The organism is Nocardioides sp. (genome assembly GCF_044226305.1).
Classification (GTDB): domain Bacteria; phylum Actinomycetota; class Actinomycetes; order Propionibacteriales; family Nocardioidaceae; genus Nocardioides.
Window position 1 is genome coordinate 48,648 of sequence record NZ_JBGAHF010000014.1, and the last position, 20,142, is coordinate 68,789.

The 20,142-nt window shown below is 74.4% G+C and carries 24 protein-coding genes; 9 read left to right on the top strand and 15 right to left on the bottom strand.

Annotated elements, in window-relative coordinates:
- The first annotated feature begins 34 nt into the window (after positions 1-34).
- Together ACILQ5_RS14990 and ACILQ5_RS14995 are read left to right on the top strand one after the other, a co-directional pair.
- On the top strand, positions 35-667 hold the full coding sequence (locus ACILQ5_RS14990) for a TIGR03085 family metal-binding protein (protein WP_395658822.1): 633 nt from the start codon (positions 35-37) through the stop codon (positions 665-667).
- A gap of 119 nt (positions 668-786) precedes the next feature.
- A complete protein-coding gene (locus tag ACILQ5_RS14995) occupies positions 787-1,791 on the top strand; it encodes a calcium-binding protein (protein WP_395658823.1) in 1,005 nt (334 codons plus the stop codon).
- A 22-nt stretch (positions 1,792-1,813) separates the two neighbouring features.
- On the opposite strand, the gene ACILQ5_RS15000 is transcribed toward ACILQ5_RS14995, so the two are convergent.
- A complete protein-coding gene (locus ACILQ5_RS15000) occupies positions 1,814-2,149 on the bottom strand; it encodes a hypothetical protein (RefSeq protein ID WP_395658824.1) in 336 nt (111 codons plus the stop codon).
- A gap of 53 nt (positions 2,150-2,202) precedes the next feature.
- On the opposite strand from ACILQ5_RS15000, the gene ACILQ5_RS15005 reads away from it, so the two are divergent.
- Entirely contained in the window at positions 2,203-2,754 is a 552-nt protein-coding gene (locus tag ACILQ5_RS15005; protein ID WP_395658825.1) for an AAA family ATPase, read from the top strand.
- 40 nt (positions 2,755-2,794) lie between these two features.
- Here the strand turns inward: ACILQ5_RS15005 and ACILQ5_RS15010 are convergent, their stop codons facing one another.
- Genes ACILQ5_RS15010 through ACILQ5_RS15025 form a run of 4 tightly spaced genes read right to left on the bottom strand, consistent with a single transcriptional unit; the run spans position 2,795 to position 6,938 of the window.
- Positions 2,795-3,340: a dihydrofolate reductase family protein gene (locus tag ACILQ5_RS15010; protein WP_395658826.1), complete on the bottom strand. Its 546-nt coding sequence runs from the start codon at positions 3,338-3,340 to the stop codon at positions 2,795-2,797.
- A gap of 57 nt (positions 3,341-3,397) precedes the next feature.
- Complete coding sequence (locus ACILQ5_RS15015; protein WP_395658827.1) at positions 3,398-4,969, bottom strand: bifunctional 3-(3-hydroxy-phenyl)propionate/3-hydroxycinnamic acid hydroxylase; 1,572 nt, start codon at positions 4,967-4,969, stop codon at positions 3,398-3,400.
- Entirely contained in the window at positions 4,966-5,910 is a 945-nt protein-coding gene (locus ACILQ5_RS15020) for a fumarylacetoacetate hydrolase family protein (protein ID WP_395658828.1), read from the bottom strand. Before ACILQ5_RS15020 ends, ACILQ5_RS15015 begins: the two co-directional genes overlap by 4 nt.
- On the bottom strand, positions 5,907-6,938 hold the full coding sequence (locus ACILQ5_RS15025) for a VOC family protein (protein ID WP_395658829.1): 1,032 nt from the start codon (positions 6,936-6,938) through the stop codon (positions 5,907-5,909). The genes ACILQ5_RS15020 and ACILQ5_RS15025 overlap by 4 nt, the downstream gene beginning before the upstream one ends.
- Between ACILQ5_RS15025 and ACILQ5_RS15030 the strand changes: the two genes are divergently transcribed.
- Positions 6,931-7,368, top strand: a complete 438-nt coding sequence (locus tag ACILQ5_RS15030; RefSeq protein WP_395658830.1) for a hypothetical protein — start codon at positions 6,931-6,933, stop codon at positions 7,366-7,368. The two genes, ACILQ5_RS15025 and ACILQ5_RS15030, sit on opposite strands and share 8 nt — an antisense overlap.
- Before the next feature lie 50 nt (positions 7,369-7,418).
- Here ACILQ5_RS15030 and ACILQ5_RS15035 read toward each other — a convergent pair whose 3' ends face one another.
- Together ACILQ5_RS15035 and tdh are read right to left on the bottom strand one after the other, a co-directional pair.
- Positions 7,419-8,618 carry a glycine C-acetyltransferase gene (locus ACILQ5_RS15035; protein ID WP_395658831.1) on the bottom strand — a complete coding sequence of 400 codons (1,200 nt, stop codon included), beginning with the start codon at positions 8,616-8,618 and terminating at the stop codon, positions 7,419-7,421.
- A gap of 1 nt (position 8,619) precedes the next feature.
- Positions 8,620-9,660: an L-threonine 3-dehydrogenase gene (tdh, locus tag ACILQ5_RS15040; RefSeq protein ID WP_395658832.1), complete on the bottom strand. Its 1,041-nt coding sequence runs from the start codon at positions 9,658-9,660 to the stop codon at positions 8,620-8,622.
- A gap of 111 nt (positions 9,661-9,771) precedes the next feature.
- On the opposite strand from tdh, the gene ACILQ5_RS15045 reads away from it, so the two are divergent.
- Genes ACILQ5_RS15045 through ACILQ5_RS15055 form a run of 3 tightly spaced genes read left to right on the top strand, consistent with a single transcriptional unit; the run spans position 9,772 to position 11,888 of the window.
- Positions 9,772-10,668: an alpha/beta hydrolase family protein gene (locus ACILQ5_RS15045; RefSeq protein WP_395658833.1), complete on the top strand. Its 897-nt coding sequence runs from the start codon at positions 9,772-9,774 to the stop codon at positions 10,666-10,668.
- Positions 10,669-10,713: 45 nt separating this feature from the next.
- The gene (locus ACILQ5_RS15050; RefSeq protein WP_395658834.1) at positions 10,714-11,649 is read left to right on the top strand and encodes a hypothetical protein; all 936 of its coding nucleotides are present in this window, start codon (positions 10,714-10,716) and stop codon (positions 11,647-11,649) included.
- Positions 11,646-11,888, top strand: a complete 243-nt coding sequence (locus tag ACILQ5_RS15055) for a hypothetical protein (protein ID WP_395658835.1) — start codon at positions 11,646-11,648, stop codon at positions 11,886-11,888. The genes ACILQ5_RS15050 and ACILQ5_RS15055 overlap by 4 nt, the downstream gene beginning before the upstream one ends.
- Here ACILQ5_RS15055 and hisF read toward each other — a convergent pair.
- Genes hisF through hisD form a run of 7 tightly spaced genes read right to left on the bottom strand, consistent with a single transcriptional unit; the run spans position 11,848 to position 17,349 of the window.
- The gene (gene hisF / locus ACILQ5_RS15060) at positions 11,848-12,609 is read right to left on the bottom strand and encodes an imidazole glycerol phosphate synthase subunit HisF (protein WP_395658836.1); all 762 of its coding nucleotides are present in this window, start codon (positions 12,607-12,609) and stop codon (positions 11,848-11,850) included. The genes ACILQ5_RS15055 and hisF overlap by 41 nt on opposite strands.
- Positions 12,606-13,361, bottom strand: a complete 756-nt coding sequence (priA, locus tag ACILQ5_RS15065) for a bifunctional 1-(5-phosphoribosyl)-5-((5-phosphoribosylamino)methylideneamino)imidazole-4-carboxamide isomerase/phosphoribosylanthranilate isomerase PriA (RefSeq protein ID WP_395658837.1) — start codon at positions 13,359-13,361, stop codon at positions 12,606-12,608. Before priA ends, hisF begins: the two co-directional genes overlap by 4 nt.
- A gap of 4 nt (positions 13,362-13,365) precedes the next feature.
- Positions 13,366-13,695 (bottom strand): hypothetical protein, encoded by a 330-nt coding sequence (locus ACILQ5_RS15070; RefSeq protein WP_395658838.1) that lies wholly within the window; start codon positions 13,693-13,695, stop codon positions 13,366-13,368.
- On the bottom strand, positions 13,692-14,324 hold the full coding sequence (gene hisH, locus ACILQ5_RS15075) for an imidazole glycerol phosphate synthase subunit HisH (RefSeq protein WP_395658839.1): 633 nt from the start codon (positions 14,322-14,324) through the stop codon (positions 13,692-13,694). Before hisH ends, ACILQ5_RS15070 begins: the two co-directional genes overlap by 4 nt.
- 13 nt (positions 14,325-14,337) lie before the next feature.
- Entirely contained in the window at positions 14,338-14,937 is a 600-nt protein-coding gene (gene hisB, locus ACILQ5_RS15080) for an imidazoleglycerol-phosphate dehydratase HisB (RefSeq protein ID WP_395658840.1), read from the bottom strand.
- Complete coding sequence (locus ACILQ5_RS15085; RefSeq protein WP_395658841.1) at positions 14,934-16,046, bottom strand: histidinol-phosphate transaminase; 1,113 nt, start codon at positions 16,044-16,046, stop codon at positions 14,934-14,936. Before ACILQ5_RS15085 ends, hisB begins: the two co-directional genes overlap by 4 nt.
- A gap of 4 nt (positions 16,047-16,050) precedes the next feature.
- Positions 16,051-17,349 carry a histidinol dehydrogenase gene (gene hisD, locus ACILQ5_RS15090; RefSeq protein ID WP_395658842.1) on the bottom strand — a complete coding sequence of 433 codons (1,299 nt, stop codon included), beginning with the start codon at positions 17,347-17,349 and terminating at the stop codon, positions 16,051-16,053.
- An 82-nt stretch (positions 17,350-17,431) separates the two neighbouring features.
- Here hisD and ACILQ5_RS15095 point away from each other — a divergent pair, with 82 nt between their 5' ends.
- Positions 17,432-18,097: an LON peptidase substrate-binding domain-containing protein gene (locus tag ACILQ5_RS15095; RefSeq protein ID WP_395658843.1), complete on the top strand. Its 666-nt coding sequence runs from the start codon at positions 17,432-17,434 to the stop codon at positions 18,095-18,097.
- Between the two features lie 8 nt (positions 18,098-18,105).
- Positions 18,106-18,597, top strand: a complete 492-nt coding sequence (gene ybaK / locus ACILQ5_RS15100) for a Cys-tRNA(Pro) deacylase (RefSeq protein ID WP_395658844.1) — start codon at positions 18,106-18,108, stop codon at positions 18,595-18,597.
- On the opposite strand, the gene ACILQ5_RS15105 is transcribed toward ybaK, so the two are convergent.
- Positions 18,584-20,137: a DUF3352 domain-containing protein gene (locus ACILQ5_RS15105; RefSeq protein ID WP_395658845.1), complete on the bottom strand. Its 1,554-nt coding sequence runs from the start codon at positions 20,135-20,137 to the stop codon at positions 18,584-18,586. The two genes, ybaK and ACILQ5_RS15105, sit on opposite strands and share 14 nt — an antisense overlap.
- Between the last annotated feature and the right edge of the window lie 5 nt (positions 20,138-20,142).

Consider the following 20,142-nt stretch of genomic DNA (forward strand, 5'->3'; position numbering starts at 1 on the left):
GTCGCCGGTGGCACCCCTGCCTATGCTCGACGACGTGACCGACTCCCTGGCGCTCCGCGAGCGCCGTGCCTTCTGCGACCTCGCCCAGGTCCTCGGACCGGACGCCCCCACGCTGTGCGAGGGCTGGGACGCCCAGGACCTGGTGGCCCACCTGCTCGTCCGCGAGCGGGACCCGATCTCCTCGCTCGGCAACGTCGTCCCGCCGCTCTCGGGCCTGACCGAGCGGGCCATGGCGCGGCGGCGGGACAAGCCGTTCGAGACCCAGGTCGAGACGCTGCGCTCGCCCTCGCCGCCGCTGCGGCTGCTGCCCCCCCTCGACCGGCTGATCAACACCTTCGAGCTCGTCGTCCACCACGAGGACCTGCGTCGCGGGCAGCCGGACTGGTCGCCGCGCGCGCTGGCGCCCGAGGACGTCGACCTGCTGTGGTCGCAGCTGAGCCGCGGCGGCGCGTTCTTCGGCCGCGGCCTCCCGGTGCCCACCGTCGTCCGCCGCGCCGACACCGGCGCCACGGCCACGATGCGCAAGGGCGAGGACCCGGTCACGGTCACCGGCGACGTGGTCGAGCTGGTCCTCTTCCTCTTCGGCCGCTCGGCCACGCACGGCCTGGTCTTCGAGGGGCCGGACGCCCGTGTCGCCGAGCTGCGCGCTGCGGACCTCGGGGTCTGAGGTCACCGTGGACCGGTCCGGCGGCCGAGCGGCTCCGCGGGTCGGCTGAGTCCGGGGTCTCGCGGACGGGGCGGCGGCCGAGTGAGATGCTCTGCCTCCACGCCGTCTCGGAGGTCACCATGCGTCGCACCCTCGTCGTCCTCGCGGTGGTCGCCTCGACCTTCGCCGCCGTCCCGCACGCGGACGCCGTGCCGACCTGCGGCGGCCGACCCGCCACCGTGGTCCTCGGCGACGGCGACGACGACGTCCGCGGCACCGCCGGCGACGACGTGGTCGTCCTCGGCGCCGGCGACGACCGGTACACCGACCGGGGCGGCGACGACCTCGTCTGCGGCGGCCCGGGCGCGGACACGATCACCGCCGGCCTCGGCGCCGACCGCGCCTGGGGCGGGGCCGGCGACGACTGGCTCACCGACGTCGACGGCGCCGGGCACGCCCGCGACGTCCTCGCCGGAGGACCGGGCTTCGACGTCCTCGAGCTCGGCAGCACGGGCGTGCACCTCGAGGTCGGCGCGGGCCACGAGACCGGTCACGAGGGCGACGCGTTCTCCGGGATCGACCAGTTCTTCGGCACCAGCGGCGACGACGTCTTCGTCGGCACCGCCGGGCGCGACTCGTACCTCGACCACGCCGGCCGCGACGTGATCAGCACCGAGGGCGGGGACGACGTCGTCTGGTCCGGTGGTGCGTCCCAGGTGTCGACCGGGTCGGGCGACGACCAGGTGACCGCCGCCGGCCCCGCCGACGTACGCAGCGGACCGGGCAATGACACCGTGGGCGTGCAGTTCGCGGCTGCCACCGTGCACGCCGGATCAGGTGACGACTGGGTCCAGGTCGGCGCCGCCGCCCCGCCCCTCGTCGACGGGGGGACGGGCTCCGACACGATCGGCCTGTGGTTCGACTCCGAGGGAGCGACGGTCGACATCGAGGCGGGCTGGGTCAGCAACGCGACGCTGGGCCGGTTCGACGCGGTCGGTTTCGAGAACGTCGGGGGCAGCCCCGGCGACGACGTCATCTACGGCGACGCCGGGAGGAACCGGCTCTACGGCAACCAGGGCCAGGACCAGGTCGACGGTCGCGGCGGTGGTGACGTGTGCGACGCCGAGGTCGTCGTCGGCTGCTGAGTCCGCCGGCAGGCGTCGGGCGCTAGCGCATCCCCCGGCCGAACATGCGGCGCACCCGGTCGGCCACCGACCTCGACGGCTTGATGTCGATCAGGTTCGACCCCTCGGGCAGCGGAAGGTCCGCCGCCTGCTCGGCCGAGAGCGTCGTGCGGACGTAGGTGGTGAAGATCGTCCCGACCTGGTCGGCGTCGACGAACCTGGTGCCGTCGGCCGTCTGGACGACGATGCCGTCGAACACCGAGACCTTCTCGTCGACGAGCACCGCCTGGACGGTGGCGAAGTGGACGCCGTCGCTCGTCTGCACGGACGTGCCGGGCTGGAGGGCGGTGTAGGCGATCGGGTGGGGCTCGTCGGGCACGACGCAAGCCTAGGACAGCCGCGTCGGCTCCGGACCCCCCGTAGGGTCGCGCCATGCCGCGGCTGATCCACCTCAACGGCCCCTCTCGGGTCGGCAAGTCGACGCTCGCGCGCCGCTACGCGGACGAGCACCCCGGGACGCTGGTGCTGGACCTCGACGTCCTCACCGGCCTGGTCGGGGGTTGGCAGGACGACTTCTCGGCCGCCCTGGAGGTGGCGCGGGGGCACGGCCGCGAGGTCGCCGCGCGGCACCTGCGCGCCGGGCACGACGTGGTCCTCCCCCAGCTGGTGACCGTCCACGACCGCGATCCCGACCCGGCGTTCGAGGAGGCGGCTCGCGCGGCCGGGGCCGACTACGTCGAGGTCGCGCTGCTGGTCGAGGACGGGGAGCACCTCGAGCGCCTGCACGGCAAGCGCCCCACCACGGAGGTCGAGTCGCGGGTCCAGGCGGCCCTCGTCGACCCCGGGTCCGACCTCGTGGACCGGATCCGTGGTCACCTGGCCGACTACCTGGCGCAGCGCCCGGGGACGGTCCGGCTCGACACGACGGGCCTCGACGAGGACGCGACGTACCGACGCCTGCTGGCGGCGCTCGGGTCGGCCTGAGGGCACGCGCCCGCCGTCCCTGGGCCGGGCCCGGCAGCGCTCACCTCACGGCATAGGTCAGGAGCACGACGCCGTTGGGGAACCTGCGGCTCTCGCGCAGTGCCAGCCCGGAGCCGTGACCGTCCGGGAAGAGGCGTCGTCCTCGGCCCTGCGCGACGGGGTGGACGAAGAGGCGGTACTCGTCCACCAGCCGGGCTCCGACGAGGGCGTGGCAGAGCGAGATGCTGCCCGTGGCGACGATGTCGCCGCCGTCCTGGAGCCTCAGCCTGCGCACCCGGTCGAGCCAGTCGGCGCCCAGCACGGTGCTGTTGGTCCACGCCGGGTCCGTCAGCGTGGCGGAGACGACGTGCTTGGCCACGCGGTCGAGGTGGGCGGCGATGCCGGTCGCGTCGGACGTCTGCTCGGGCCAGAAGGAGCGCAGCTCGAGGAACGTCCGCCGGCCGAGCAGGAGGACGTCCTCCGCCTCGCTCTGGCGGCGGATCTCGGCCGCCATCTCCTCGTCCTGGTCGGTCGGGTCGAACCAGTCGTCCAGCAGCTCGATCGAGCCGTCGACGGTCATGTTCTGGGTGATGGCGAGTGTCCGCATCCAGTCGTGACCGTCCGGGACGCCGACACTCATCGCTGCCGGGCGTCCCGGGAGCTGCTACGACGCGCGGGCGGCGGCCTCCTCGGCCCCGCCCTGCTCGGGCACGGCCAGCGTCGCGGCGAGCCCGGTCAGGTCCGCCGTCCCGACGGCGGCGACGACGCCGTCGGCGCGGACGAGGAGCCCGCGGCGCGCCGCTCTCCGGAGGGAGCGCGGCAGTCCGGGCACGGCGACCAGGGGCAGGCCGCCGGCGCGCGCCGCCCGGACCACGTCGTCCGGCGCGTCGTCGGTGGTGACCACGGCCGCGCGGTGCCCGAGCAGCGCGTCGAGGGCGGCCGGACCGGCGGGGCCGGGGACCAGGACGTTCGGCACCAGGCCGCCGACCAGGCGCGCGCTCCCGACCCGTCCGGGTCCGGTGATCAGCCGTCCCCGCAGGCGCGGGGTGGTGGTGTCGATGACGGTTCCGGCGAACCCGGGGATCCGGCACAGGACCGCGATCGCCACGCGGCGCACGGCGGCGGCCCGGTCCTGTCCCCCGGTCATCGCCCAGCCGACGAGGACGGCCTTCTTCACCAGGGCCCGCGCGTGCGGCCGGCGCTCCTCCTCGTAGCTCTCGAGCAGCCGGGGGTCCGTGCCCCCGGCCAGGACCGCCGCGAGCTTCCAGGCGAGGTTGTGCGCGTCCCGCAGCCCGGCGCCGAGGCCCTGCCCGATGAACGGCGGGGTGAGGTGGGCCGCGTCGCCGAGGAGGAGGACCCGACCGACGCGCCACCGCGCGGCGAGCCGGGCCTTGAAGGTGTACGTCGCCTGCCGCACCACCTCGAGCCCCGCCAGGTCGTCGCGCCCGGTCCACGGGCGGAGCAGGCCCGCGAGCCGCGCAGGCGCGACGAGGTCGTCGGCGGTCTCCTCCCCCACGAGCTGGAACTCGAACCGGTAGCGCCGCCCGACCAGCTGCATGAAGGTCGCGGCCCGGTCCGGGTCGCAGACCTGCTCCACGCCGTCCCAGACGTCGAGGTCACGGTCGGCGACGACGTCGACGACCAGCCACTGCTCGGTGAACCCGAGGTCCTCCGTCTCGACGCCGAGCAGCTCGCGGACGGTGCTGTTCGCGCCGTCGCAGCCGAGGACGTACGACGCCGGCAGCTGCTCCTCGGCACCGGAGTCGAGGTCCCTCGCGGTGACCGTGCAGGCGGGGCCGTCGACGCCGGTCACGGCGGTGACGTCCCGGCGGGTCCGCACGGAGACCAGCGGGTGCGCGAGCAGCCGGTCCCGGAGCAGCTCCTCGAGCTCGGGCTGGTCGAACATGTTGGCCTCGGGGTAGCCCTGGCTGCTCCGCTCGGCGCTGCGCGTGAACTCCCCCATCACCCGGTGCTGCGCGTCGAGCAGCCGCAGTCCGGAGGCGGGGCGGGACCGGGCGAGGAAGTCGTCGACGACCCCGAGGTCGTCGAGGATCCGCAGCACCTCGTCGTCGAGGTGCACCGCGCGGGGCAGCGGGTAGGGCTCGGCGTACCGGTCGAGCACGGTCACCGCGACGCCGCGATCGGCCAGGAGCAGCGCGGCGGCCGAGCCGACCGGGCCGGCGCCGACGACCACGACGGGGGCGGGGCGGGCCGCAGGAGGGATGGAGGTGCTCACGGCGCGACCGCGATCCGGTGGTGCTGGCTGCCGAGGTCGATCGCGCCGTCCGGCGTCGCGATCCGGGCCGAGACCGCGTCGCCGTCACGCAGGTAGCGCGGGTTGGACGCCTGCTTGTCGAAGAAGACCTTCCACTTCACCTTCGGCGGCAGCAGCGCCCCGATCTTCTCGACGACCACGTGCGGCGCCTTGAGGGCGGTGCCGCCGGGGGTCCCGGTGAGCAGCAGGTCGCCGGGAGCCAGCGGCTGGAAGCGGGCGAGCAGGCTGAGCGCCCGGGCCGGGCGCACGATCATCTCCGCCACGCTGCTGTCCTGGCGGACCTCGCCGTTGACCGACAGGCGCAGCCGCAGCTCGGCGAGCCGGCGCAGCTCGGCGGCGTCGACCAGGGTCAGGTAGGGCCCGACGGGGGTGAACGTCGGGTAGGACTTCGACTCGTAGAACTGGGTGCGGGTCAGCTGGATCTCGCGGGCGCTCACGTCGTCGGTGACGACCAGGCCCGCCACGTAGTCGCCGAGCTCCTCGTCGGTGACCTCGGTGCCGATCGGCAGCGGTGCGCCCAGGACCAGGCCGAGCTCGACCTCGTAGTCGAGGAACCGCACGTGGCCGGGGCGGACGATGTCGCCGGTCGGTCCCGTCACCGAGCTCGACGACTTGCGGAAGAAGGTCGGCGGCACCGAGTCGGGGTCGAAGCCGGAGTCGTGGGCGTGCGAGCGGTAGTTGACCATCTGGGCCACCACCCGGGCCGGGGTCGTCACCGGGCTGAGCAGCTCCAGGTCGGTGACCGGGACGGCGCCGGCGTCGGTCGCGGCCGCGGCCGCCACCGCCTCCCGGTCGGCCAGCAGCTCGGCGGTCGTGGTCGCCGTGGTCCGGACCGGGGTGGCCAGGGCGTCGGCCGACACGACCCACCAGCCGTCGGCGGTGCGGGCGACGTTGGTGCTCATGCCGACATCGCCTTCATCAGGGCCCGCAGGGTGCCGGCGTCGATGTCGTTGTCGTCGACCGCGAGCGCCGTGAGCACGGCGCGGACGAGCTTCGGGTGGGGCTTGGTGCCGAGGAAGTCCCGGCTGACCGGCGGGCCCCACTGGGCCAGGCCGCTCGCGGACATCGGGGACCAGCCGGCCTCGACCGAGCAGTCGAAGCGGTCGCCGTCGGCGAAGTGCTCGAACATCAGGCGGTCGGGGTCGCGCCAGTAGTCGAAGATCTGGCTGCCCTGGATGTGGCGGCCGATGCCCCACACCCGCTGGTAGCCGCGGTCGCGGAGGAACTCGCCCCCGGTCGCGATCGCGTCCAGGTCGGTGACCTGGTAGGCCGAGTGCGCGTACCCGGTCTGGGGCCCGAGGAACATGGCGATCGTGTGGTGGTCCGTGGGCGCGCTGCCCTGGTCGCACCGCATGAAGGCCATCGTCGGACCGTGCTCGCGGAGGTCGTCGAGGAAGAGGAAGTCGCTGACGATCAGTCCGAGCGTCTCGAGGTACCAGTCGAGCGAAGCGCTGAAGCGCGTCGTCTCGAGCGCGACGTGACCGAGCCGCTGCACCTGCGCCGCGGCCCGCGGCGGGCGCTGCGGCACGTTGGGGCGCACGGTGGTCCGACCGAAGTTCAGCGTGAGCGGGGCTCGCTCGGCGAGCGCCGGGAGCTCGGGCAGGCCGGCGACGACGCGGACCTCGTAGCCGCTCGGGTCGACCAGGCGGACGGCGCGACCGCCGCGGTGGTCCTCGACGCGGCTGCCGGTGCTGCGTGCCAGCCGGTCGAGGTCGGACCGGGAGGCGGCCTGCATCGCGTGGCCGACGTACCGCGAGCGGGGGCCGCGTCGGATCACCAGGCAGGGGCCGTTGGCCCAGGTCCCGCGCAGGCGGAGCTCGTCGGGGGTGCGGTCGGCCACCGCGAACCCGAAGTCGACCAGGAAGCGCTGGGCGCGCTCGAGGTCGGGCTTCTCGAACTCCAGCCAGGCCAGGTCGACGACCTTGATCACCGGGTTCGCCGCCCGGGGCCAGCTGATGGACCGCGCGACCGCCGGCATCGACGACCCCGCAGCGGTCTTCGCGACCTCGCTGCGGATGTCGGGCCGGCTCGGCTGGACCCACCCCGACCTCGCGCGGTTCCTCTCCGGCGCCGGGCTCGAGGTGCTGCGGCGCCCCGACGGGCTCGCCCCCCGGGCGCTGCGCGACATCCAGGTGGCGCAGGAGGCCGGCCGCTTCGTCCCGGGCTCGGCGGAGGTCGGCCTGTCCGCGGTCGCCGGCGGGCTGATCGAGCTGCTCCGGCTCCGGACGGAGGAGCCGGACGCCGTCACCGAGGACGCCGTCGACGACCTCGCGCGCGGCATGCTCCGCTTCTTCGGCCTCAGCGACGAGGACGCCGCCGAGATCGCCGCGCGGCCGCTGCCGTCGTACGACGAGGCCTGAGGCCACCCACGGGTCGCCGCGGGTGGGCGGCCCGGCGCCGAGCGGGCTCGCTAGGAGCCCGCCACCGCCTCCCGGGCGGCCACGAACGCGCCGACACAGCGGCGTACGTCGGCCTCGGAGTGCGCCGCCGAGAGCTGGACGCGGATCCGGGCCTGGCCACGGGGCACCACCGGGAACGAGAAGGCGATGACGTAGACGCCCTGGCCGAGCATGTGGTCGGCGATCGCGGTGGCCAGCCGGGCACCGTCCTCGCCGGGGAACATCACCGGCGTGATGGGGTGCTCCCCGGGGAGCAGGGCGAAGCCGGCCTCGGTCATCAGCGTCCGGAAGAGTGCGCTGTTGGCCGCCAGCGTGTCGCGGGCCTCGCTGGAGGACGTCGCCAGGTCCAGGGCCTTGAGCGAGCCCGCCACGACGGCCGGGGCGACCGAGTTGGAGAACAGGTAGGGACGCGAGCGCTGCCGCAGCAGGTCGACGACCTCCTGGTGGGAGGCGACGTAGCCACCGGAGGCTCCCCCGAGCGCCTTCCCGAGCGTGCCGGTGACCACGTCGACGCGGTCCACGACGCCGAAGAGCTCCGGCGTGCCGCGGCCACCGGGCCCCACGCACCCGACCGCGTGCGAGTCGTCGACCAGCACCAGCGCGGAGAACTCGTCGGCCAGGTCGCAGATCTCCGGGAGCGGCGCGAAGCTGCCGTCCATCGAGAACACGCCGTCGGTCGCGACCAGCACCCGTCGCGCGCCGGCCGCGCGAGCCGCGGTCAGCTGGACGCGCAGGTCGGCCGTGTCGGCGTTGCGGTAGCGGTAGCGCGCCGCCTTGCTCAGCCGGATGCCGTCGATGATCGAGGCGTGGTTGAGCTCGTCGGAGACGATCGCGTCCCCCTCGCCGCAGAGCACCTCGAAGACGCCCCCGTTGGCGTCGAAGCACGAGCTGTACAGGATCGCCGCGTCCACCTGGAGGAAGTCCGCCAGGCGCCGCTCCAGCTGGGTGTGCTGGGTCTGCGTGCCGCAGATGAACCGGACCGAGCTCATGCCGAAGCCCCAGGTGTCCAGCGCCTGCTTGCTCGCCGCGACGACCTCGGGGTGGTCGGAGAACCCGAGGTAGTTGTTGGCACAGAAGTTCAGCGCTTCCCCCGCAGTGGTGGAGATGTGCGCCGCCTGGGGCGTGGTGATCTCGCGCTCGCGCTTGTAGAGCCCGGCGCCCTCGATCTCCGCGAGGGTGTCGGCCAGCTGCTGCTTCACGTCGCCGTACATCTCAGCTCCAATCCAGGACGGCCTTGCCGCCCACGCCGGACCGGGTGTGCTCGAAGGCCTGCTCCCAGTCCTCCGCCGGCCCCCGCCAGGTGATCACGGACAGGACCGCGTCCCGCAGGGCCGGGGTCGTCGCGAGCATCGCGCCCATGAGGTACCAGGTCTCGAACATCTCGCGGCCGTAGATCCCGCGCAGCGTGATCATGTGGGTGATCACCTTCCCCCAGTCGACCTCGTACGACGACTGCGGCAGGCCGAGCATCGCGACCCGGGCGCCGTGGGTGAGGTTCGCCAGCAGGTCGCGCACCGCAGCAGGCGCACCCGACATCTCCAGGCCGACGTCGAAGCCCTCGAGCATCCCGAGGCGCTCCTGAGCCCAGGCGAGGTCCTGGCCCTCGGAGACGTCGACGGTGAGGTCGGCGCCGGCGCGGGCGGCCAGCGCCAGCCGCTCGGGCCGGAGGTCGGTGACCGCGATCCGCCGAGCACCCGCGTGGCGCACGACGGCGGTCGCCATGACTCCGATCGGGCCGGCCCCGGTGATGGCGACGTCCTCCCCCACGACCGGCCACTGGAGGGCGGTGTGGGTGGCGTTGCCGAGCGGGTCGAACAGCGCGCCGAGGTCGGGGTCGAGGTCGGCGGGCTGCACCCAGGCGTTGGTGGCCGGGATGACGACGTAGTCGGCGAACGCACCGTCGCGGTTCACGCCGACCCCGATGGTGTGGATGCAGAGCTGGCGCCGTCCCGCGCGGCAGTTGCGGCACGCGCCGCACACGATGTGCCCCTCGCCGGAGACCTTGTCGCCCACGGAGACGTGGTCGACGTCGGCGCCGACCTCGACTACCTCGCCGAAGAACTCGTGGCCGATCGTCATCGGCGGGTGCACCGTCGCTGCCGCCCAGTCGTCCCACGACCACAGGTGCAGGTCGGTCCCGCAGAGGCCGGCTCGGAGCACCCGGATCTTCACGTCCCGGTCGCCGCAGACCGGCTCGGGGAGGTCGACGAGCTCGAGGCCGGGTCCGTCCTTCGTCTTCACCAGCGCGCGCACGTCCTCATCCTGCACCGGTCGTCGACCCGGCGCGGTGGTTCCAGCTCAGGACCTCGGTCCCTGGCGGGCGCGCCCCGTCCGGTCGGAGGATGGGTGGCGAGGTGATGAGCGATGACCGGCAGGCGCCCAGCAGGTCGCGCCGGGGCTGCCGCGGTCGTGCTCGCCGTGGCTGCCTCCCTCGCCGCGTGCGCGAGCGGGCCGACCGCCGCGCCCACCCCGCCGGCGCCGACCAGGTCGCCGACGTCGACCGTCGAGTACTCCCCCGGCCTCACCGAGGACGTCTACCTGCCCGACGGCCCCGGCCAGGACGGCGGACAGGACGGCGGCCGGGTGCCCCTGGTCGTGATGGTGCCGGGCGGCTCGTGGACCACCGCCGACCCCGCGGGCTTCGCCGGGCTGGCAGCCGCGCTCGCGGACCACGGGGTCGCCGCGGCGCCGACCCACATCCGGGCGGCCCAGGACGGGGTCACCTACCCGGTGCCGGTCGAGGACGTCCTGTGCGCCGCGGCCACGGCCGCCCAGGACGTCCGCCGGGCCGGGTTCGTGCCCGACCCCGTCGCCGTCCTCGGGCACTCGTCCGGGGCACACCTGGCCGCGCTCGCCGTCCTGGCGGTGGACGACTACGCGCCCACCTGCGACGCCCCCGCCGTCCGGCCGGACGCGCTCGTGGGGCTCAGCGGCCCCTACGACATCGCGCAGGTCCCCGACCTGGCGGTGGCGCTGCTGGGCAGCGACCCCGACGACGACCCGGACGCCTGGGCGAGCGCGAACCCGGTCGACCGCGCCGACCTGCGTCCCGACGTCCCGGTCCTGCTCCTGCACGGCGAGGCCGACACGACCGTCCCGGTCGCCTTCACCGACCAGTTCGCCGAGGCGCTCCAGGACGGCGGGCACCCGACGACCGTGGCCGTGGTGGCGGACGCCGACCACCAGACGATCTACACCGCCGAGGTCGCGGCCGACCGGGTGGCGTCCTGGCTGCTCTCACAACGAATGCGTCACGACTGAGCGCCGACCGGTCCCGCGGGCGGGATCGTCGACGACACTCTCCCCATGCGTGGTGTCGGAGCAGGTGTGGTCGCGCTCGCGCTCGCCCTGGCCGGCTGCGGCGGGTCCGAGGACGAGGCAGCGGACCCGGCACCGTCCTCCTCCGGGCCGGCGCAGGTGACCGAGCTGGACGACGGCGCGGTCGGCATCGCCGACGTGGGCGGCGAGCCGTGGCTGGTGCAGGTCGACGCCGGCACCGTCCTCCCGGGCACGGGTGACCCGGTCGAGGTCGGCAGGGCCCCGCTGCGGATCGTGGACACCCCGGGCGGCGTGTGGGTGAGCGTCATCCAGGACGGCACCGTGGTGCGCATCGACCCCGACAGCGGGCAGGTCGACACGACCGTGCACCTGAAGCCGGGCGGCAGCGAGCCCGAGGGGCTGGCCTGGGACGGCTCCCACCTGTGGGTCGTCGACCAGGCCGGCGGCCGGGTCGTCGAGCTCGACGCCGACGGCGGGGTCGTCGCGTCGTACGCCACCGACGACGAGCCACGCCTGGTCGCGGCCGGCGACAGCGGGATCTGGGTCGCCAACTACGGCGGGACGTCGGTCACGCGGGTGGCCGACGGCAAGGTCCGCACCGCGCACCTGACCTCGTGCTCCGGGCCGCAGGGCATCGCCGAGACCGCCGGCCGGGTCTGGGTGTCCTGCACGCTCAGCGGCAAGGCGATCGCGCTCGACGCCGGCACGATGAAGCAGGTCGCCGAGGTCCCCGGCATCCCGGACGCCGACGCGGTCGTCGCGGATGGCGACACCGTCTACGTCGTCGGCCAGACCGGGCCGACCGTCTACGTCATCGACTCCGCCGCCGGCACCCTGACCGACACCGTGCGGCTGGACGACGCGCCGCCCACCAGCGAGAACGTCGGGGCGGCGGTGGTCGGCGAGGACCTCGTCGTCACCCACCCCGACGTACGACGGGTGTACACCTGGCCGCTGCCGTGACCGCCGACCCGGGGCCGGCGCCGGGCGTCGAGCGCTCCTTCGTCCTCGTGCGGGTGGTCCGGGGCTCGCTGCTGCTGGTCTTCGTCGTGCTGGCGGTCGTCGGCGTCGAGGCGCGCGGCTGGTCGTCCTGGATCTCGGTCGCGCTGGTCGTCGTCGGCCTGCTGCTCCTCGTGCAGCTGGCGCGCGACGTCCGGCGCCTCAGCGGACCGGGTGACCGGCCGCCGCCAGGGCGCTCTTGACGTCGGCGATCCGCAGCGTGCCGAAGTGGAAGACGGTCGCGGCCAGGACCGCGTCCGCGCCGGCCTCGACCGCCGGCGGGAAGTGCTCGGTCGCGCCCGCGCCACCGGAGGCGATGACCGGGATCGTCACCTCGCGGCGCACCGCGCGGATCAGCTCGAGGTCGAACCCGTCCTGGGTGCCGTCGGCGTCCATCGCGTTGAGCAGGATCTCCCCGGCCCCGAGCTCGGTGGCGCGCGCCGCCCACTCGATCGCGTCCAGCCCGGCCGACTTCCGGCCGCCGTGCGTGGTGACCTCGAACCCGGACGGGGTGCCGGTCGCGCGGCGGGCGTCGACGGAGAGGACCAGCACCTGGTTGCCGAACCGGTCCGCGATCTCCGCGACCAGCTCGGGACGGTGGATCGCCGCGGTGTTGACGGCGACCTTGTCGGCACCGGCGCGCAGCAGCCGGTCGACGTCCTCCACCGACGACACTCCCCCGCCGACGGTCAGCGGGATGAAGACCTCCTCGGCCGTGCGCGACACGATCTCCATCGTGGTCGCCCGGCCCTCGTGGGAGGCGGAGATGTCGAGGAAGGTCAGCTCGTCGGCACCCTCGGCGTCGTAGGCCCGCGCCAGCTCGACCGGGTCGCCGGCGTCGCGCAGCTCCTGGAAGTTGATGCCCTTGACCACGCGCCCGGCGTCGACGTCCAGGCACGGGATGACGCGGACGGCGAGGGTCACGGGGTGCTCCCCTGCGCGCCCCGGGTGAGCGCCAGCGCGTCCTCGAGCGTGAACCGGCCCTCGTAGAGCGCGGTGCCCGCGATCGCGCCCTCGACCCCCTCCGGGACCAGCGTCATCAGCGCCCGGATGTCGTCGAGCGTCGTGACGCCGCCCGACGCGACGACCGGCGCCGCCGTGGCGGCGCAGACGGCACGCAGCAGCTCCAGGTTCGGCCCCTGGAGCATCCCGTCCTTGTTGACGTCGGTGACGACGTAGCGGGCACAACCCTCGGTGTCGAGGCGGGCCAGCGTCTCGTAGAGGTCGCCGCCCTCCCGGGTCCAGCCCCGCGCGGCCAACGTCCGACCGCGGACGTCCAGGCCGATCGCGATCCGGTCACCGTGCTCGGCGATCACCCGGGCGCACCACTCCGGCTCCTCCAGGGCGGCGGTCCCGATGTTGACCCGGCGGCACCCGGTCGCCAGCGCCGAGGCCAGCGACTCGTCGTCGCGGATCCCGCCGCTCATCTCCACCTGGATGTCGAGCGCCCCCACGATCTCGGCCTGCAGCTCACGGTTCGACCCGCGGCCGAACGCCGCGTCGAGGTCGACGAGGTGGATCCACTCCGCACCGGCGTCCTGCCAGCGCAGCGCGGCCGCGACCGGGTCGCCGTACACCCGCTCGGAGCCGGCGACGCCCTGGGCCAGCTGGACGGCGCGGCCCTCGGTGATGTCGACGGCAGGCAGCAGCTCGAGGTAGTCGCTCACGGTGGTCATCTCTTCACGATCGGCGGAACAGGAGGGTGTGCAGGACAGGTGCGGCGAGCAGGCTGACCACCAGCGCGGCGAGGCGGAGGGCCCAGTCGTCGCTGAGGATCCAGACCAGGACGTTGATCGCGAGCAGGACCGCGACGAGCGCGCCGTTCTGCTTGCGCCGGCGCTCGGCGAGGATGCCCGACGGGCCCCGGCGGCGCTGCGGGAGCCGCGAGGTGACGGCCTGCACCCGCGCCTCGCGGCGCTCCTTGCGCTCGGCCTCGGCGGCGCGGGCGGCGGCGAGCACCGCCGCCTCCCGCTCGCGCTCGGCGCGCCGCCGCGCCCGCTCCTTGCTCACAGCGCCGCCACCCAGTTGCGCAGCAGCGCGGCGCCCGCGTCGCCGGACTTCTCCGGGTGGAACTGCGTGGCGGTGAGCGGGCCGTTCTCGACGGCCGCCACGAACCGGTCGCCGCCGTGCTCGGCCCAGGTGACCAGGGGCGCCCGGGTGCGGTCGTTGGTGACGAGCGTCCAGTCGCGGACGCCGTAGGAGTGCACGAAGTAGAACCGCTCCCCCTCGACGCCCCGGAACAGCGTGCTGCCGTCCGGGACCTCGACGGTGTTCCAGCCCATGTGCGGGACGACCGGCGCCTGGAGCCGCTCGACGACGCCGGGCCACTCGTCGCACCCGGCGGTCTCGACGCCGTGCTCGACCCCGCGCTCGAAGAGGATCTGCATGCCGACGCAGATCCCCAGCACGGGGCGGCCGCCCGCGAGCCGGCGGCCGATGACCTCGTGGCCGCGGATCGCCCGCAGTCCCCGCATGCAGGCCGCGAACGCCCCCACTCCCGGCACGACGAGGCCGTCGGCGTCCTGCGCCAAGGCGCGGTCCGAGGTCAGCGTCACGTCCGCACCGGCGCGCTCGAGCGCACGCACGGCCGAGCGGAGGTTCCCCGACCCGTAGTCGAGGACCACGACCTGCTTCGTCACACGGCGCCCTTCGTCACAGGCTGCCCTTGGTCGAGGGCACACCCGTCTCCCGCGGGTCGAGCGCGACCGCGTCGCGGAACGCCCGGGCGAACGCCTTGAACTGGGTCTCGACGATGTGGTGCGGCTCCCGCCCGGCGAGCACGCGGACGTGCAGTGCGAGGTGGGCGTGGAACGCGACGGTCTCGAAGACGTGCCGGGTCAGGGAGCCGAGGTAGTCGCCACCGAGCAGGACGTACTGCTGGCCCTCGGGCTCGCCGGTGTGCACGCAGTAGGGCCGGCCCGAGACGTCGACGACGGCCTGCACCAGCGCCTCGTCGAGCGGGACGGTGGCGTCACCGAAGCGGCGGATCCCCTGCTTGTCGCCCAACGCCTCGCGCAGCGCCTGGCCCAGCACGATCGCGGTGTCCTCGACGGTGTGGTGGGCGTCGACGTGGGTGTCGCCCGCGGTCTGCACCGTGAGGTCGACCAGGGCGTGCCGGCCGAAGGCCTCGAGCATGTGGTCGTAGAACCCGACCCCGGTCGAGACGTCGGTGCGTCCGGTGCCGTCGAGGTCGACCTCGACCAGCACCTTCGACTCCTTGGTCTGCCGCTCGACGCGTGCCGTCCTGCTCATCGCCCGTCCTCCCTGTGTAGCGCCATGACCTGCGTGAGTGCGTCCTGGAACGCCTGCATCTCCTGCGCGGTGCCGATCGACACCCGCAGCCACCCGTCGGGGCCGGTCTCCCGGACCAGCACGCCCCGGTCGAGCAGCCCCTGCCAGACAGCATGACGGTCGGCGAACGTCCCGAACAGCGCGAAGTTCGCGTCGGTGTCCGCGACCGTGAGCCCCTGGCCGCGCAGCCAGTCGACGGTGCGGTCGCGCTCGGCGCGCAGCTCGTCGACCTTCCCGAGCAGCTCCGGGGCGTGCCGGAGCGCCGCGAGCGCGGTCGCCTGGGTCACCGCGGAGAGGTGGTAGGGCAGCCGGACCACGCGGATCGCGTCGCAGATCTCGGGGGCCGCCGCGAGGTAGCCGACCCGGGCGCCGGCGAGCGCGAACGCCTTGCTCATGGTCCGGGTGACGACCAGGTTGCGGTGCCGCGGCAGCAGCTCGAGGGCGCTCGGCGTGCCGGCGCGGCGGAACTCGCCGTACGCCTCGTCGACCACGACGACGCCGCTCTGCCCGGTGCCGGCGGCCGCCTCGCAGAGCGCCGTGACCGCCTCGAGCGGCAGCGCGGTGCCGGTCGGGTTGTTCGGGCTCGGCAGCAGCACGACGCTCGGCTGCCGCTCCTTCACCAGGTCGTGGGCGTGGTCGAGGTCGAGCGCGAAGTCGGTCTCGCGGTGCCCGACCACCCACTCGGTGACCGTGTCGCGGGCGTACTCCGGGTACATCGAGTAGGTCGGCGCGAAGCTCAACGCCACCCGCCGCGGGCCGCCGAAGGCCTGGAGCAGCTGGAGCATGACCTCGTTGGAACCGTTGGCCGCCCACACCTGGTCGGCCGTGACGCCGTGACCGAGGTACGACGCCAGCGCCTCGCGGAGCGCCGTGAACTCGCGGTCGGGGTAGCGGTTGAGCGTGGTCGCCGCCTCCGCGACGGCGGCGGCGATGTCGGCCGCGCACGCCGCCGACGGACCGTAGGGGTTCTCGTTGACGTTGAGCTGGACCGGCGCCTGCTCGAGGGAGAGCTGGGGCGCGCCGTAGGGCTCGACGCCTCGCAGCTCCTCCCGGAGCGGTGGGAAGTCCATGGCGTCAGCCCTCGAAGCGCACGCGGACCGCGGCACCGTGGCCGGGCAGGTCCTCGGCCGCGGCGAGCGTCACGACGTGGTCGGCGACCTCGGCGAGCGCCGCGCGCGAGTAGTCGATGACGTGCACCGACTTGGTGAACGCCCGCACCGACAGGCCGCTGCTGTGGCAGGCGCAGCCACCGGTGGGCAGCACGTGGTTGGAGCCGGCGCAGTAGTCGCCGAGGCTGACCGGCGCGTAGGGGCCGACGAACACCGCCCCGGCGTTGCGCACCCGGGCGGCCCACGCGGCGGCGTCCACGGTGTGGATCTCGAGGTGCTCGGCGGCGTAGGCGTCGACCACGGCGAGGCCCTGCTCGAGGTCGTCGACGAGGACGATGCCCGACTGCGGGCCGGAGAGGCTGGTGCGGATCCGCTCGACGTGGCGGGTCACCGACACCTGCTTGTCGAGCTCGGCCTCGACCTCGTCGGCCAGCCGCTCGGACGGGGTGACCAGGACGGCGGCGGCGAGCGGGTCGTGCTCGGCCTGGCTGAGCAGGTCGGCGGCGACGTAGGCCGCCTGGGCGGTGTCGTCGGCCAGGATCGCGATCTCGGTCGGGCCGGCCTCGGAGTCGATGCCGACCAGGCCCTTGAGCAGCCGCTTGGCGGTGACGGTCCAGATGTTGCCGGGCCCGGTCACCAGGTCGACCTTGGCGCACGGGCCGGTGCCGTAGGCGAACATCGCGATCGCCTGGGCGCCGCCGACGGCGTACACCTCCTCGACGCCGAGCAGCGCGCACGCGGCCAGGATCGTCGGGTGCACGGCACCGCCGAACTCGCGCTGCGGCGGGCTGGCCAGCGCGATCGACGCCACCCCGGCGGTCTGGGCGGGCACGACGTTCATCAGCACGCTGGAGACCAGGGGCGCGAGGCCGCCGGGGACGTAGAGGCCGACCCGGCCGACGGGCACCTTGCGGTGCACCACGCGGGCGCCGTCCGCGAGGTCGGTGACGGCGTCCTGCTCCAGCTCGTTCGCACAGGTGGCGCGCAGCCGCCGGATGGACTCCTCGAGACCGGCACGGATGTCGGGGTCGAGCTGCTCGAGCGCGTCCCGGATGTCCGCGACCGGGACCCGGATGTCGTCGACGACGACGCCGTCGAAGCGCTCGGAGAGCTCCCGGATCGCCTCGAGCCCGCGGACCCGGACGTCCTCGCAGATCGCGTGCACCGCCGGCACCGCAGCCTCGACGTCGAAGTCGGAGCGGGGCACGGCTGCGCGGTAGTCGACGTCACCGTCGGCGCCACGCAGGTCGATGCGGGAGATCATGGCCCCGATTCTACGAGCGCGGACCCGGCGACCCCGAACCGCGACAGTCCCTGGACGGGGAGCCATGCCCTAGGTTGGTCGCGTGGCCGATCCGCTGCCGATGTTCCCGCTGAACACCGTGCTCTTCCCCGGCGTGAGCGTGCCGTTGACCGTCTTCGAGGACCGCTACCGGGCGATGGTCCACCACCTGCTCCGGGTCGAGGACCCCGCCGAGCGGCTGTTCGGGTCGGTGGGCATCCGGGAGGGCTACGAGGTCGGCGACCACGGCGCCCAGTCGCTCTACCGGGTCGGCGTCCGGATGCAGCTGACCGAGATCGAGGCCAACCCCGACGGCACCTTCGAGGTCGTCGCGGTCGGGCAGGAGCGGATCCAGCTGGACCGGCTGGTGACCTCCGGGCCGTTCCCCGTCGGCGAGGTCTCCGACCACCCCGACCCGGACGCACCGGTCCCGGAGTCGATCCTCGAGAAGGCGCGGGTCGCGTTCACGGCGTACCGCGCGGCGCTCGCCGACATCCGTGCCGACCCGTACGCCGGCACGCTGCCGCGGGACCCGACGTACCTGTCGTGGACGCTGGCGGCGGTCGCGCCGCTGCCGATGCAGGAACGGCAGGCGCTGCTCGAGGCCGAGGACGCCGCCGTGCGGCTGGTGATGGTCACCGACCTGCTGCGCTCCGAGCTGCGGGCGATGAACGTGATCCCGTCGCTGCCGGCCACCGAGGTGGCCCGGACCCGCTGGTCGCCGAACTGAGCGGACCGATGGCCAGGAAGAGGTCCGCCGGCAGCACACCGGCCACGGTCGCCCTGACCGCGGCGGGCATCGCCTTCACCCTGCACGAGTACGACCACGACCCGCGGGCGGCCTCCTACGGGCTCGAGGCCGCCGCCGCCCTGGGCCTGGACCCGGCGCAGGTCTTCAAGACGCTGATGGCGACCGTCGACGGCCGGCTCGCCGTCGGCATCGTGCCGGTCGCCGGGCAGCTCGACCTCAAGGCGCTGGCCCGGGCGCTCGGCGCCAGCAAGGCGTCGATGGCCGACGTGACCGCGGCCGAGCGCGCCACCGGGTACGTCGCCGGCGGCATCTCCCCGGTCGGCCAGAAGCGCGCGCACCCGACCGTGCTCGACCGGAGCGCGCTCGGCTTCGCGACCGTCTACGTCTCGGGCGGCCGGCGCGGCCTCGACCTCGGCATCGCCCCCGACGACCTGGTCCGGGTCATCGGCGCGACGGTGGCCCCGATCAGCCGGTCGTGACCCGCAGCACCAGGTGCGTCGTCCCGTCGGCGGTCCGCAGGCTCGCCCCGAGCCCCTGGAGCGGCGCGAGGTTGTCCGCGACCTCCTGGTCGTCGCCGGCCAGGCTGTCGAGCCAGCTGCCCGCGTCGAAGTCGACGAACAGCACGGCCGAGGCGTCCTCCGCGTCGGGCACCGCCCGCTGGAAGACGTCGGTGTCGCCGAGCCCCCCGTCGGCGAGCAGGGCCTCGCGGTAGTCGGGGTCCGGCCCGATGGCCACGACGTCGCCCTCGCTGTCGCTCCCGAACGGCTCTCCGAGGTCCTCGAGGACGGACGAGATCGCGTCGGCGTCGCCCTCCACCTTCAGCCCCACCGGGACACCGGCGCCGTCCGGGCTGTCGAGCAGGCTGTCGGGGTCGATGTCACCGCTGACGGCCAGCGCGGCGGACCGGCCGGCGAGCGTCTCGGCGTCCTCGGGCAGGTCGAGACCGGTCTGCGCCGCGAGCTCGCGCAGCGCGTCCTCGCCGACGAGGTCGGTGAGCCAGCCCTCCACGAAGCCGACGCCGATCGCCACCCCCGTGTCGTCGGGGAGCGTCGCGAGGACGTCGTCCCCGGCCTCGCTGCCCTCGAGCGCGGACTGGGCCGAGCCGGCGTCCCCGGCGACCTCGAGCTCCAGGGACCCGTCGGAGAACCGGAGGGTGGCGGCCATCCCGCCGAAGCCGTCGAGCGCGTCCGCGGCCTCGGAGGGCAGGTCCTCCGGCCCGGTCCACGAGTAGCCGGTGCAGGGCGCCTCGCACGTGCCGTACTCCTGCGGCATCGCGGCGAGCGGATCACCGGGCAGCAGGCCGCCGAGCTCGTCGGCGAGCAGCTCACCGGCCCTCGGCGAGACGTAGACGGTGGCGATCCCGTCGCCGCCGGACTCGTCGGTCCAGTGCTCGAAGTCGGCGTCCTCCGAGAGCGGCTCGTCGGTGGCGTCGGCGGCCACGCCGTCGACGACCTCCTGCGTCTCGCCGAGCAGCGCCCAGTCGCCGTCGATCGTCCAGGCCAGGTCGCCGCCGCAGTCGCGCAGCGTCGCGAGCGCCTCGTCGGCGGCGTCCTGGTCGCTGACCTGCAGCACGACCACGGGGACCGGGGAGTCCTCGCCGCGGTCGACGGCGGCGACCGCCATCCGGTCGCCCAGCCAGGGCTCGATGTCGTCGCCGTAGTCGACGTCGGGACAGGTCCCGGAGTCCTGGACCTGCTCGAAGACCCACTTCCGCACGTCGTCGTCGGTGCTCAGACCGACCTGGTCGCGGAACGCCGGGAACTTCCTCAGGGTGCGCAGCGCCTCGATCTTCTGGCCGCCGCTCGGGTCGAGGTCCACGCTGGCGTAGGCGACCGTCGAGGCCGGCAGCGCCTCGGCCGGCTGCGGCCCGGTCGAGAAGAACGACCACGCCGCCCAGGCGCCGGCGCCGAGCAGGGCCACCACGGCGACCGCGCCACCGACGATCCACGGCGTCCTGCCCAGCCCGGTGGGCGTGGGCTGACCGTCGTGGCTGTCGAGGTACTCCGTGGTCCCGGACACCCCGG